This window comes from Halanaerobaculum tunisiense, assembly GCF_054657635.1.
Genome location: NZ_BAAHYI010000002.1, coordinates 237393 through 250973, shown reverse-complemented (window position 1 = coordinate 250973; position 13581 = coordinate 237393). Strand labels below are relative to the sequence as shown.

Here is a 13581-nt window from a genome sequence, read left to right as displayed (position 1 = left end):
GATCTCGGCAGTTCTTTCTGTTACTCCCAACTATAATCATAATATTTAGCCATATGTTGTCCGGCGATAGCATCAAATTTCTCCTGTCTTTCTTGGCTCCAAGCAGGCCATTTAGGAATAGCATATTCCTTAGTTGAATTGACCTTTCTATTCATCATCTGCTCTATTATCTGATCAGTCTCTTCTCTAGGTAAATCTATGTAATCAGCTATCTCATAAATGCCTTTACATTTATCATTTTTAAATATATCTTCAAATTTTACTGTAATAGCATCATCACTATCTTTTATCTCTTGCCAAATGAACTGATCTTTTTTCTGCCATTCCCAACATATCTTTTCAAATCTAGACATGTCTTCCCACTTATCATAATACTTATCGTCTTCAAAATAAATAGCTCTTAATCTTGATCCATCATCCTCTTCTTTATACCAATTTCTACTCATACCTGAACGAACATAATCTCTTCCATCTCTTACTATATGTACTATACTACAGTCCGAAAAGACTTTCCTTAATATAGGCACCAAAGAAAATAGTCTATTACTCGCTTCAAAATATATATTAGCGTCTTCCCTTTTAATTTCTCTACATAGAGCTCTCCTACATCTTTCAACTTTTTTTACTGCTTTTAAATCAGTTACTTCTCCACAAGCATAATTAATAGCTAATCGTAAAAAAGTTGGATGTGGTTCATGAATAGAAAATACTGAAGAAAATTGATTTAAAAACTCAGACAAAAAATGAGTTCCAGTTCTACCAGTAGATATGATGAAACTCTTTTTAATAGGAGTCCAATCTTGAGATCTCAATAATCTTAATCTCATTCCCAACTTATCTATTCTATATTTCCAATTGCTTTTTAGGTCATATTTCTTGCTCATTATATTCCTCCTTCAACCTATCTTCTATTTTTATCACTGCTGTTAACATGTTTTTTGTAATATTTTCTTTTCTATATTATCAATCATTTTTTCTGATGAAAATTTCTCCTGAGCTATTTCAAAGCCTTTTTCTCCTATTTTTTCTCTTTGTTGATTATTAATCATCTTAATAATCTTTTGAGCAATATCAGCTGGGTTTTTATCTTCTGCTAAATATCCTGTTTCTCCCTCAGTTATAAATTCACCAATAGTAGTAGCCTCAGTAGAGACTATTGGGACTCCAGCCATCATTGCTTCTAAGATCACCCAAGGAGAGCCTCCTTCATAAATAGCAGTATGAACCATAAAATCTATCTGCTTTAATATTGATGGTATGTCTTCTCTAAAACCAGTAAAAATTATCTTATTCTCTACTCCTAAATCTTTAGCCTTTTCTTTATATACTTGCTTCTTCTTTCCTTCGCCTACTATCAGCACCTTAAATTTTTCATATTCTTTTAAAACTTCCGGTAAAGCCTCAATTAAATACTGCTGCGCCTTCTGTCTACAGAGTCGTCCGATATTCCCAATTATTAATTCGTCATCCTCAATATCAAATTCTTTTCTGATATCAGATTTAAGTTCTGGGTTGATGAACTTGTCTTTATCTACTCCTTTATAAACTAACTTTAACTTCTCCTCTGCTAAATAATTAGGCGGTAACTTCTTTAAATTCGCCTCTCTAGTTATTTTAGAAATAGACATAAAATCAGTAACACAATACTTTAGTAACCAACGATTATAAAATCTATTATTAATTGGTTTCGCCAAAGCACGACGATAGATAACTTTTTCTACTCCAGCTAATTTAGCAGCCAGTGACCCATATTTAAAGTGAGACGACTGTCCTAAAAATACGGCATTAATATCGTTTATTTTTAAATATTTAATCAATCGGTATACTCTAATAGGATTAATAAATGTAGTGTCTCCTATATGTTCTATCTCTTGAACTTCAAAATTAGCTTCTCTACATCTATTATAAAACTGGGTATCACCTTTAGCTAGTATAAATATCTGATAACCTCTCTTTTTAAATTCTAAAGCAGTCTTATAATGCCATTTTTCTAAACCACCCCACCCTGTACCTGTATTCATAAATAGAAGATTCTCTACCATAACTATTCCTCCTAGATCATTTTAGCAGCTTTAATAGACTTTTACTTTTGATTCAATATTTCATAGTATAATTCCAAGATTCTTTGATGATCTTTGTCTTTAGTATAATTCAATGTTTTTTCTCTAGCTGCTTTTGCTATTTCCGTTCTTAAATCTTTATCTTTCAACTTTTCTATATAATTAGCTAACTGGCTAATTTGATCTGGGGTTTCTAAGATATAGCCCTCTTTATGGGGAGTTATTATTTCAGATGCTCCAGCTACTTGAGTAGTAATTACTGGCAAACCAGAGGCCATTGCTTCAGTAATTACTTTACCAAAAGGCTCATAAATAGTTGGAAAAACAAAAATATCTCCAGCAGCATAGTAAGCTTCTACTTCAGATGAAGCCCCAACAAAGATTGTCCGTTGTAAGACTCCCAACTTTTTAGCTTTTCTTTTGTATCGATTGATTTTTCCTTTACCTACAACTAACAACTTAACATCTTTCACTTTGCTCATAGTCTCTAATACATACTCTAACCCCTTGCGTTCAAATCCACTACCTAAAAATAATAAGACTAAATCATCTTCACTTAAATTATGTTCTTTTCTTATTTTTTTTCTATATTTTTTCTTGTTTTCTGGTTTGAACTTATCAATATTTACTCCAATATGATTGACGACTATATCTTCCGAAGGAACATCATATTTTTCTATAATTTCTTGTTTAACTACATTAGAAATAGCAACAATTCTTTTATAATTTTCTGGCTTAAAATCTTTAGCTTCATAGTATCTAGTAAAATAATCACTTAAAGAAATACTTTTTTCTATCTTCTTTTTAAATTCATAAAGAGGATTTTCTATACTCTGTAAAGATTTTTCTACAAAAATATCATGACATCCCCCACCCACTCTAATCACATCTCCAAATCCTACTCTAGAAAAGGTCTGTACAATATCGAAATCATATTTTTGTACTTCTTTATAAGCATTATTAGCAAAAATATATTTATCAATTCCTAAATGTTTACCCCAACTACCAGCCTTATGAAATTTTATTCTCTCATCAGCTACTTCTTGATCCCACGAACCAGTAAAAACATGAACTTCATGCCCCTGTTTAACTAAATAATTAGATAATTCAACCATATCTCTTTCCGTTCCACCATGAGTTGTATATTTTTTATGAACTAAAGCTATTTTCACAATCTCACCAACCTTAATTTTTATATTCTAAATTATCATTTTTAAGTACTAAGTCTTTTTTTTCCCATTCAATCAATCTATCAGCTGTCTTCTGTCCAATATGATTCATTAACTTATTGATATCTACCTTCTTACCATAAGCTTTAATAAACTCTTTTAAAAATAAACTTCGATCTTCACAATTTAATTTTTTATTCCCTATCTTATCTAAGCCAGAATATGTATGAGCATTAAATTTAATTAAATTTTTAATTATCTTCTTCCAAGATAAAAAATTATATCTTTTAAAATTATCCATATCTACAAGACACAGTTTTACATTCTTATCTTTAACTTGAACTAATATGCCCGGTAAATTAGGATCACCAGTTAAAAAATTTGCTTTATAAATTTTAGCCCATAACTTAGCCAATTTTATTATTATTTTATCTTTCAATTCTTGAGTATAATTACCATTAGCTAAATATTCTTGTAAATTAGATCCTGCAAACTCTTTAGTAATAAATAAACTATCTTTTGTCATTAAACTTTTATGATAATTAATAGCTACAGTTGGTTCAACTACTTCAATTCCTGCTTGTAATAGTTCATGGGCTATATCATAAGCTCTAATTGCTTCAGATGATCGAAATATATTTTTTATTTTTTTATCATATCGTCGATAGCAATACTTCTTTAAATAATACCCTTCACCTTCAATATCTAACCTAAACACTTGACGTCCTTTAGCATTCTTGATTAAATTTAAATTATCTACTTCTGTAACATCCCCTTTTAAAACTTTTACCCCTTCTTTTAATATCTTATCTTCAACTTGATCTTGATAATAGATATCTATTTTTTTACTATACTGTTCCTTAAAGAAATCCATATTAAATTTCACTTCCTCTAATATAGATGAATCATCTAATATTAATCAAGAGTTACTTCATTCTCACCTTTTACATTATTATTTTCAATTATAACTGTTGCCAATCCAATGATAGTCCACATTGTTCTTGCTACTACAGATCTATCAAAATTAGTCTCAGTTAATCCTTGAATAACAAAAACTCCAAGTACAGCTCCCAAAGTAGCTAATACAAATAATCTATAATAATTATCTTGAAGTTTAAAATAATTATTATATAGATATTCTAAAATTGAATATAGTAGATAAATTAATCCTAAAAAACCTATAATTCCGGCTTCAGATAATAAATGCAAAAATGTATTATGGGCATGAGAATTAGCTACAGTATTAGGTTGTTTATAATCCGACATATAAACTTCTTTAAAATTACCTAATCCAATCCCATTAATTGGATAGTCTTTAGCCATCAAAATAGCTCCTTTCCAAAGAGCCAATCTCCCTAAATTGCTTCTATTATCTTCTAAATCTGTAATACTAGCAACTCTACTCTTTATTGCGCCTGGAGCAAAAAATACAACCACAATTATCAACAATGACAGCCAAATAATCCATTTTTTGCTACGTAACCAAAAAATAATAGAGCTAGCCCCTACAAATCCTAACCATGCTCCACGGCTTTTATTATAAACTAGAGTTATTAATAAAAGTGGAAAAAATAAAGTATATTTTAATTTATCATTAAAACCTTTCTCTTCAAATAATAGATACACTATAATAAATAATAAGTAGATTACAATTAATGCCCCAAAATCTAAAGCCATAAAAGTGGAATCTATTCTTTCGATCCCTAAATAATAATACTGCCAGATAAGCCCATATAAACAAGAAATAACAATAGAAATAAGTCCTAATCTAAATAATTTCTTAACCTGTTTTAAATTTGAAATGCTAGTGATAACTATATTATAGAGAATAAATATTTGTATATAATTTTCTAAATCCCCAAAACTTTTTTCTAGATTATAACTACCTATAAAAGAGACTAGTATTGTAAAAGAAAATAGGAGAATTCCCTTATTTATTGGATTTAAGTTAAACTCAATATCATCTGTAACAAAAATTTTTGTTATCCAGCCAATAAAAGCTAATCCTAATCCTATACTAGAACCTGCAATTGAAATAGCTGAACTAAACATCATAAACATTAAACTACCAACAATAAATTTATCTAGATACTTAACTAGTTTATAGTGGGGCATTTAATTACACCATCTCCTGCTCTGAAATTTTTGTTACTTATTTAAATAAACTCCTCAATTTTTTCTTCCACTTTTTAAACTTCTTTCTCTTTTTTCGCTGATCAATCATTAATTCTAATAATTCTTGACAATTATCTCGATCATAATTTTCTAGAAAGATTCCTTGTTCTTCTTCTGTTAATTTAAATCTTGCCAAATCCTTCATTCTAGCCTTAACACTTAACTTATTCTTAATTCGACCTCGATTTAAATCAATATAATAAAATTCAGGCTTAGCTGCTGTCTCTTTAACCAAAATATTACCTGCGTGTAAATCGTTATGTATTATTCCAGCATCATGCATCCTTTTTATATCTTCTGCAATTAAAGGTAAATAATCTTTTAATTTATCTCGCTGAGGATGATCATAGTCTTTAACAATATCTAATAGATTATAATCATAATCAACATATTCAGTAACAAAATAACTATAGATCAGTTGATTAAATTTTCCTCTCTCTTCTATTACAGCTAGTGGCTTAGGAGTATTAATACCTAATTCAGCAAGGGCCAACGCCAACCGCAAAGAACGAACTGCTTTAGAATTTAAGAAACAAAATCGTAACTGATCATACTTTCGGATTAGATTAAACTTCTTCACCATAATATCTTCTTTAAGACCTATTCTATCAGCAGCAGGGATATGAACCAGCAAGTTCCGCTTATCATCAATAATATTTCCTGTCTCTAGCTCCTGGATAGAACTTATAAATTCTCTAAATTGTTTAGTAGCCCACTCTGGAGCCACCCAAGTCAACTTGCTAGTTGACTTTTTATCTTCTCTTCTATAATTTATATTTTCAATTTTTTCTTTTAGTTTTAGAGACACACCTTCTCCCTCCAATGATTAAACCGTTTTCTATTTTAAAGATCTTTAAAATAAAACTCCTCTAATTCAGTAATCTTATCTGAAAAAGCAAATCTCTCCTCAACTATTTCTCGACCGAGTTGGCCCATTTTTTCTCGTTTAGCCTTAGAATTATTAATCATCTTAATAGTCTGTTTCGCTATATCTTGAGGATTCTTGCTCTCAGCCAGATAGCCAGTCTGCCCTTCGGCTATAATCTCACTAATATTACTTACATCAGTACTTACAACTGGTTTACCAACTGCCATCGCTTCAGCAATCACAAACCCAAAACCTTCCCACAAAGCCGTATGTAATAAAAAGTCCATTTGATTCATAATATTGTAGATATCACTTCTAAATCCAGTAAAGATTATGTATTCCTCTAAACCTAACTCTTTAACTTGCTCTTTGATTTTAGCTTCTAACTCTCCTTTACCAACTACTAATACTACAAAATTATCTAACTTATCCTTTAATAAATCGACTGTCTCCACTAAATACTTATGCCCTTTTTGTTTACTTAATCTACCCACATTAGCTAGCAAAGTTGTTTCTTCAGCTATACCAAACTCAGCTCGAATATCCGGGCCAACTTCTCGTTCTTTTGCTATCTGGTCTAATTTCAGCCCATTATAAATAATTTCTATCTTTTCTTCAGTCAACCAGTGAGACGTATTCTCCAGAATCGTCTCCTTAGTAGCCTCTGAATTAGCAATAATATCTGTCACACAATCCTCTAGTAGAAACTCAGTATAAAAGCGATCTTTAATCGGGATAGCACTGCCTCGCCGATAAATGATATTCTCCACACCAGCTAATCTTCCTGCTAATCCGCCAAACTTTAAATCTTGCGATAAATTTAAGAAGATAGTATCAATTTCTTCTTCCTGCAAATAATTAATAAAGGACCAAAGTTTAACTGGATTGAGCACTGATAGACTTCCGCGAACAGGAACTTCTGTCGTCTCTAATCCATTTTTTTCAGCTTTGTGGTACAATTCACTTTCGGACACACTACCTACAGTTACTTGATAACCTCTCTTATGTAATTCAAGGGCAGTTTCAAAAGTCCATTTCTCTCCGCCACCCCATTCGACACAACTATTAAGAAATAGTATTTTACTCATCTACTTCACCTCCTTTTCTGTCTTCTGTCGTCTGCGGTCTGCGGTCTGCGGTCTGCGGATAGCAGATAGCTGACAGCAGATAGCTTGACAACACACAGCTCACGACTCATCGCTATTATACTTTTCCCATAACTTTATGTATTTTAAAAACTGATAGTAGGCGGATAGAATAGAAAGAATAAGTCCTGGGGTTCCTAACAAGAAACCTTTTTTAAGGATATACTTTTTTATAAACTCAACAACTGGTCTGAGTAATATATATAATAATCCTTTCTTCTTGCCAGCTTGATACTTCTTTTGAGCATCTAAAGTTGTATAGTGGTTGATCTTAGCTAGATAATGTTCTAAATTACGATATGTATAATGAATTAAAGGACTCTCTAATTTTTCTACTCTCCCCTCTATCTGAAGACCTTCATGAACCAGACCACTATATCTATTGTCTGCTACTTTAAATAATCGTAGAGTATGATCTGGATACCACCCACAATACTTGATCCAGTCACCTAAAAAATAGTTCTTACGAGGTATTTTATAGCCTTTAGCTTGGGGATTAGATAACTTATCTAAGACTTCTTGCTGTAATTCAGAAGTAACTCGCTCATCTGCATCAACTACTAAGACCCAGTCAGATTCAAGCTGGTCTAAACCAAAATTACGCTGGCTAGCAAAGTCATCAAACTCGCGCTGATAGATATCAGAAGTATACTCTCGGGCCAACTCTAAAGTGTCATCTTGGCTATAAGAGTCTACTACTACTAGCTCATCAACCCAACTAACACTTTCTAAACAATCGGCAATATTCTCTTCTTCATTGTACGTTAAGACTAATACTCCAATAGACACCATCTATCTGCCTCCTCGGTCTTGTGTCGTCTGCCGTCTGCCGTCTGTCATCTGCAGATAGCAGAAGGCAGACAGCTGATAGCTGATAGCTCACAACACACTAAAATACAACTCCTCGGTCTGCTCAATCATAGCTGCAATAGTAAAATTCTTATTTACTCTTTGATATCCAGCTTGGCCCATTTTTTCTCTTAATTCTGGATTATTAGCTAACTTTATCAATCTATCTCCAAATTCTTCTGCTACTAAGGGAACCAAAAATCCAGTTTTCCCCTCCTGAATAATCTCCTTTAAGCCACCAACTTTGCTAGCTACTACTGGTTTCTTCATTGCCATGGCTTCAATAGCAACAATCCCAAATGATTCTTCTTGGGAAGGAATTACTAAAATATCAAAGCTAGTCATTAGCTCCGGAATATCCTCCCGAAAACCAGTTAGAATCACTTTATCCTTTAACTTAAAATCTGTAATCAAACTTTCTAGCTTATGTTTATAATCATTATTAGGACTACTATCCTCTCCTACTATTAACCATTTAGGATTCAGTCCTCTATCCCTTAACTGAGCAGCAATCTTGATTAATAACTCCTGATTTTTAGTCTCTGTTAATCTCCCTACAGTTCCAATTACTAATTCATCATTAGCTATTGCAAATTCTTGTCTTACCCCCGACCCCATTTCTTGCGGATTGAATTTACTAGTATCAACACCATTATAGATTAGATCCACCTTATCTTCGGATAACCCATTCTCTTGAACTAAAGTATTCTTGACTTCCTTAGATACTGCTATAAACTTATCAATATTATCCTGTAGGCGAGAATGAAAATAACTATTTCTTAAGGGCAATAAGATATGTCTTGTAGCCACTACCTTGGCCCTTTTAGCCAACTTAGCTGCAATGACACCTAGCCAATATCCTTTCCCGCGGTGGACATGAATAATATCGACTTGCTTTTCTTTTATAATCCGGACTAATTTAAATATCGAAGGTATATCTAAAGCATTTCTTAAAGGTAACTGGGCTATTTCTACCTCTAATTGAGAGAACTTTTCGACCAGCGGCTCTCGAATAGCCAAAATAACCCTATGTCCTTTCTGAGATAGACCTTGGGCCAACTGGTAGAGATGGACTTCTCCCCCGCCAAAATGTTTAGCAGAATGGATCTGTAATATAGTTAAATTGCTCATCGAACCCCCCTAGAGTTATTATTACTCACTCTAGGGAGTTAGATACAATTGTGTGGCGTCTGCTTTCTGCGGTCTGCTTTCTGCGGTCTGCGGTCTGCGGTCAGCTGACAGCGGACAGCTGATAGCAGATAGCTGACAGCTGATACCTCACACCACACAGCTCAAAACATCTTCGGGACTAATATTCTCCATACATCGATGATGTTCTAGAGGACACTGCTGTTCACCACACGGTCGACAGTCAATCTCATTAGTTATTACCTGATAATTATCTCCATAGGGATGATATTTAGTCTCATCAGACGGGCCAAAGATAGCTATAGTTGGTGTCTCTACACTAGCAGCCACATGAACTGGTCCACTATCGCCACTGATAAAGAGATCAGATAACGAAGCTAGAGCAGCTAACTCCTGTAGGTTAGTCTCTCCAGCAGCAATAATAGGCTCTTCCGCCATCTGGTCTACTATCTCTGTCACCCGCTGAACATCACCAGGCCCGCCAAAGAAGACTACCTTAGCTTCTGTTTGTTGTAATTGATCGGCTAAGTTGGCCCATTTTCTTTTCGGCCACCGTTTAGTAGCCCAGCTAGCTCCTGTATTTAAGCCAATCACTCTATCCTCCTTAGTTACACCTGCTTCAGTCAGAAACTCAGTCATCCTAGCTAAAGCCTGATCAGTAACTGCTAACTCCTGGCCTGCTTGATCAAAAATCTCTAAACCTAGCTTAGGCAATAAGGCCAGATAATTATCAACCATATGGCCTTCTTCCACTGGAGTTACAGCCTGATCTAAGAAAATGCCTCGTCCTTTAGTTCCATAGCCTACACTATACTCGGGACTGATGGCCCGCAGCAATAAAGCAGTCCGCCAGTTACCATGAATATTCAGTCCTAAATCGTAGTCATTCTCCTTTAGTTGACGAGCAAAAGCCCAACTTTCCCATAACCCCCAGCTTTTATCATAGGCATATACCTGATCGAGATGGGGATTGTTCTCCATCATGGCAGCAAAATTAGCATTGGCTACTAAATCTATCCTAGCTTCCGGAAAATTATGGCTTAAATTACGAAAAAAAGGAGTAGCAAATAGTAAATCGCCTAGGTAGAGTAGATCAATTACTACTATTCTTTTAGCTTGTTTTATTTCCTTCATTGATAGTTCACTCCTGTTCGTGTCGTGGGCGGTGTGTCGGCTGTCCGTCGTCGGCTGTCTGTCGTCTGCCGTCTGCAGATAGCTGACAGCGGACAGCTGATAGCAGATAGCTAACTCACCGCTCCAATCAACCCTGTTAACATTCTACTTATATCACTGGTTTCCTTTTTAAATTCTAAATACCGCTCTTTTGTAATGTAATCCAAATCTTTAGCTAATAAGAGATGATATTTCAATTCCCCTACTGAACCTCTAGCAATCCCAATAAATTGTTTATATTCTCCATCGGTATTTCGATGACTTCCTTCCATCAGATTAGCATTAATAGAAGAAGCTGATCTTCTTATCTGATCAACAAGACCATATCTTTCTTGGTCAGGAAAGTCTTTGGTCAATTCATATAAATCCACTGCTAAACTATGAGATTTCTGAAATACATCTAAGTCTTCAGCATTACTCAATATAGATCATCCTCCATTGGTAAATAGTGTTATGAAAATTATTATTTACCAAGAAGGGATTTTTATGTGTCGTCTGCCGTCTGCGGTCTGCTTTCTGTCATCTGCCGTCTGCAGATAGCGGACAGCGGACAGCTGATAGCAGATAGCAGAAGGCTGATAGCTCACAGCTCACACCACACAGCTCACAGCCTGAAACACTTCTTCTACTGTAATTGACTCCATACACTTGTGAGCATCCTTGGGACACTCACGCTCCCAACAGTTCTTACACTCTATATCAGGCTGAATCACAATATGCTCATCGCCGTAGGGGCCATGAGTCTGAGGATTAGTAGGGCCCATTAGTGCTATAGCTGTTAGATCCATAGCAACTGCCAGATGGAGTGGACCTGTATCACCACCGACAAAAAGTTGGGCTTGCTGATATAGATAAGCTGTCTCTTTAAGACTTGTCTTGCCCGCTAGATTATAGGCATTAGACTTCATCTTAGCTTGGATTTGAGCTATCTTTTGTTTGTCGCTTGGCCCGCCAGTAAAGAGCACGGTACAGTCTAATTCCTGACTTAATCTATCCGCCAGTTGAGCATATCTACTAGGTATCCAGTTTTTAGAACTCCAGCTTGTCCGAGGATTAATAGCTATTAACTTAGCAGTTTCCTCTACTCCTAACTCAGCTAATAACTGCTCCACTCGAGCTTGCTCCTGCTCAGAAATAGCAATCTCAAAATCTACCTCTTGGCTAGTAGCACCTAAACCTTTTTCCGCTAAGTAAAGGTTCTTATCAATCTGGTGTATTTCTCGGTCAGGTAACTCAATCTGTTGATTATAAAAAAGGGTACTACCTTCCCGACCTGCTTGGGAACCAATCCTTCTTCTAGCCCCACTTAAATAAGCAGTTAAACCACTTTTAAATAAGCCATGTAAATCCAAAACTAAATCAAAATCAAATTCCTGCTGCAAGTTATTAAAGAAGCTTTTAACCTCTTTTAAAGTAGCCCATTTTTTCTCTTTAAAATCTGTCTTCCATTTTTCTTTAGGTAACACAATAACTTCGTCTAGATTAGGATTATCTACTACTAAATCTTTGGCTTTTTTCTCTACAATCCAAGTCAATTCTGCTTGGGGATAAGTCTCTCTAACTGCTTTAGCTACTGGTAAAGCATGAATTACATCACCAATTGCACTTAATCGCATCAATAGTATCTTCCTAGTAGCTATTAATTCCTTAGCCAACTTAGCATTAGCTTGCGCTGCTCCTTGATTTTGTTCAATTAACTTTAGAGCTTGTTTATTTTTAGCTGCCAGTAGATCTGGCTTAGAAAGATATTTAGTCATCTTATCAGTTAGCTCTCTTACATTCTTAACTTGAATTCCTACTTTATGCTCTAATAATAATTCAGTACTATCCTTAAAATTATACATATAAGGGCCAAAGAAGACTGGCTTCCCTTGCGAAGCTGGCTCTAAGATATTATGGCCTCCCCGATCAATCAAACTACCACCTATAAAAACAAGATCAGCTATGCCATATAAGCTAGCCAATTCACCAATAGTATCAACTATAATTACTGACTCCTGTTGGGGATCTCTAGTCTCTAACTGACTCCTTCTTACTGTCTCAATCCCCGCTTCTTGGTAGGTAGCTTCAATCTCTTCTTTGCGCCCAACATACCTAGGGGCCAAAAGTAAAACCAAATCAGGAAACTGCTCCTTCAATTCCTGGTAACAAGCTATTAATTGCTCTTCCTCATCTTCATGAGTACTACCAGCTACTATAATAGGAGCTTCTGGGTCCAATTTATATTCTTGATAGATCTCCTCTTTAGCCTTATGACTAGTATTACTATACTCTTGGTCAAACTTAGTATTTCCATTATTATAGACTAGACCTTTATCAGCACCTAAGGTAATAATTCTTTCCTTATCTAATTCAGATTGCATACTATAAGAATCAATCTGACCTATTACTTCTTCTCCAAAGGAACCTAGTAACTGATAACGATCAATACTTTTATCACTAATCCGCCCACTAGCAATCATTACTTTGCTCCCTAATCTTTTAGCTTGCCTAAGAAAATTAGGCCATAATTCAGTCTCCATCAAGACAACTAACTCCGGATTAATTTCCTGGAGCACCTTCTTCATAACCCAAGGTAGATCAAAGGGGAAATAAATAATTTCATCCGCCTCATCTATTAGCTTATGAGCCATTTCCTGGCCAGTAGCAGTCATAGTAGAAAATAAAATCTTATACTCAGGGAATTCTTGTCGCAACTCTGTAACTACTGGTTCTGCTGCCCCTGTTTCTCCTACCGATGCTGCATGAACCCAAATCACCTGTTTAGTTGTCAACTTATCCTTGATTCTACTTGATAATAGTCCTAAACGTTGCTTAAATTGTCTTAGAGACTGATCTTTAATAATTACCTTATATAACATAACTGGCAAATAAAGAATACAACTAATTACTAATAATAAATCATACAACCAATAGGCTATTGTCATTATCTAAACCCCTTATCAAGCTTGATTTCTATTTAATCTCTTATATATCGCTAATTATCAATTACA

Annotated in this window: 12 protein-coding genes; all 12 read right to left on the bottom strand. The window is 34.6% G+C overall.

The features are described 5' to 3' along the window. Positions 1-20 precede the first annotated feature (20 nt). Positions 21-884 (bottom strand): sulfotransferase domain-containing protein, encoded by an 864-nt coding sequence (locus ACYQ3D_RS02790; protein ID WP_459835980.1) that lies wholly within the window; start codon positions 882-884, stop codon positions 21-23. A gap of 42 nt (positions 885-926) precedes the next feature. After that, entirely contained in the window at positions 927-2042 is a 1116-nt protein-coding gene (locus ACYQ3D_RS02785; RefSeq protein WP_459835977.1) for a glycosyltransferase family 4 protein, read from the bottom strand. 41 nt (positions 2043-2083) lie between these two features. Continuing rightward, the gene (locus tag ACYQ3D_RS02780; RefSeq protein WP_459835975.1) at positions 2084-3232 is read right to left on the bottom strand and encodes a glycosyltransferase family 4 protein; all 1149 of its coding nucleotides are present in this window, start codon (positions 3230-3232) and stop codon (positions 2084-2086) included. A 13-nt stretch (positions 3233-3245) separates the two neighbouring features. Then, entirely contained in the window at positions 3246-4103 is an 858-nt protein-coding gene (locus ACYQ3D_RS02775) for a lipopolysaccharide kinase InaA family protein (protein ID WP_459835972.1), read from the bottom strand. A 41-nt stretch (positions 4104-4144) separates the two neighbouring features. After that, a complete protein-coding gene (locus tag ACYQ3D_RS02770) occupies positions 4145-5344 on the bottom strand; it encodes an O-antigen ligase family protein (RefSeq protein WP_459835970.1) in 1200 nt (399 codons plus the stop codon). 37 nt (positions 5345-5381) lie between these two features. Continuing rightward, a complete protein-coding gene (locus ACYQ3D_RS02765; RefSeq protein ID WP_459835968.1) occupies positions 5382-6212 on the bottom strand; it encodes a lipopolysaccharide kinase InaA family protein in 831 nt (276 codons plus the stop codon). Between the two features lie 35 nt (positions 6213-6247). Further along, positions 6248-7360 carry a glycosyltransferase gene (locus ACYQ3D_RS02760; protein WP_459835965.1) on the bottom strand — a complete coding sequence of 371 codons (1113 nt, stop codon included), beginning with the start codon at positions 7358-7360 and terminating at the stop codon, positions 6248-6250. 99 nt (positions 7361-7459) lie between these two features. Beyond that, on the bottom strand, positions 7460-8209 hold the full coding sequence (locus ACYQ3D_RS02755) for a glycosyltransferase family 2 protein (RefSeq protein ID WP_459835963.1): 750 nt from the start codon (positions 8207-8209) through the stop codon (positions 7460-7462). An 87-nt stretch (positions 8210-8296) separates the two neighbouring features. Further along, positions 8297-9397: a glycosyltransferase family 4 protein gene (locus ACYQ3D_RS02750; protein ID WP_459835961.1), complete on the bottom strand. Its 1101-nt coding sequence runs from the start codon at positions 9395-9397 to the stop codon at positions 8297-8299. A 147-nt stretch (positions 9398-9544) separates the two neighbouring features. Next, positions 9545-10549 carry a lipopolysaccharide heptosyltransferase II gene (gene waaF, locus ACYQ3D_RS02745; RefSeq protein WP_459835959.1) on the bottom strand — a complete coding sequence of 335 codons (1005 nt, stop codon included), beginning with the start codon at positions 10547-10549 and terminating at the stop codon, positions 9545-9547. Between the two features lie 110 nt (positions 10550-10659). Then, positions 10660-11010: a four helix bundle protein gene (locus tag ACYQ3D_RS02740; protein ID WP_459835956.1), complete on the bottom strand. Its 351-nt coding sequence runs from the start codon at positions 11008-11010 to the stop codon at positions 10660-10662. A 168-nt stretch (positions 11011-11178) separates the two neighbouring features. Continuing rightward, on the bottom strand, positions 11179-13515 hold the full coding sequence (locus tag ACYQ3D_RS02735) for a glycosyltransferase N-terminal domain-containing protein (protein ID WP_459835954.1): 2337 nt from the start codon (positions 13513-13515) through the stop codon (positions 11179-11181). Between the last annotated feature and the right edge of the window lie 66 nt (positions 13516-13581).

Bases quoted from the DNA above. Each gene is read 5' to 3' on its own strand.
- ACYQ3D_RS02790 (WP_459835980.1), bottom strand. From the start codon at position 884: ATGAGCAAGAAATATGACCTAAAAAGCAATTGGAAATATAGAATAGAT.
- ACYQ3D_RS02785 (WP_459835977.1), bottom strand. From the start codon at position 2,042: ATGGTAGAGAATCTTCTATTTATGAATACAGGTACAGGGTGGGGTGGT.
- ACYQ3D_RS02775 (WP_459835972.1), bottom strand. From the start codon at position 4,103: ATGGATTTCTTTAAGGAACAGTATAGTAAAAAAATAGATATCTATTAT.
- ACYQ3D_RS02770 (WP_459835970.1), bottom strand. From the start codon at position 5,344: ATGCCCCACTATAAACTAGTTAAGTATCTAGATAAATTTATTGTTGGT.
- ACYQ3D_RS02760 (WP_459835965.1), bottom strand. From the start codon at position 7,360: ATGAGTAAAATACTATTTCTTAATAGTTGTGTCGAATGGGGTGGCGGA.
- ACYQ3D_RS02755 (WP_459835963.1), bottom strand. From the start codon at position 8,209: ATGGTGTCTATTGGAGTATTAGTCTTAACGTACAATGAAGAAGAGAAT.
- ACYQ3D_RS02750 (WP_459835961.1), bottom strand. From the start codon at position 9,397: ATGAGCAATTTAACTATATTACAGATCCATTCTGCTAAACATTTTGGC.
- waaF (WP_459835959.1), bottom strand. From the start codon at position 10,549: ATGAAGGAAATAAAACAAGCTAAAAGAATAGTAGTAATTGATCTACTC.
- ACYQ3D_RS02735 (WP_459835954.1), bottom strand. From the start codon at position 13,515: ATGACAATAGCCTATTGGTTGTATGATTTATTATTAGTAATTAGTTGT.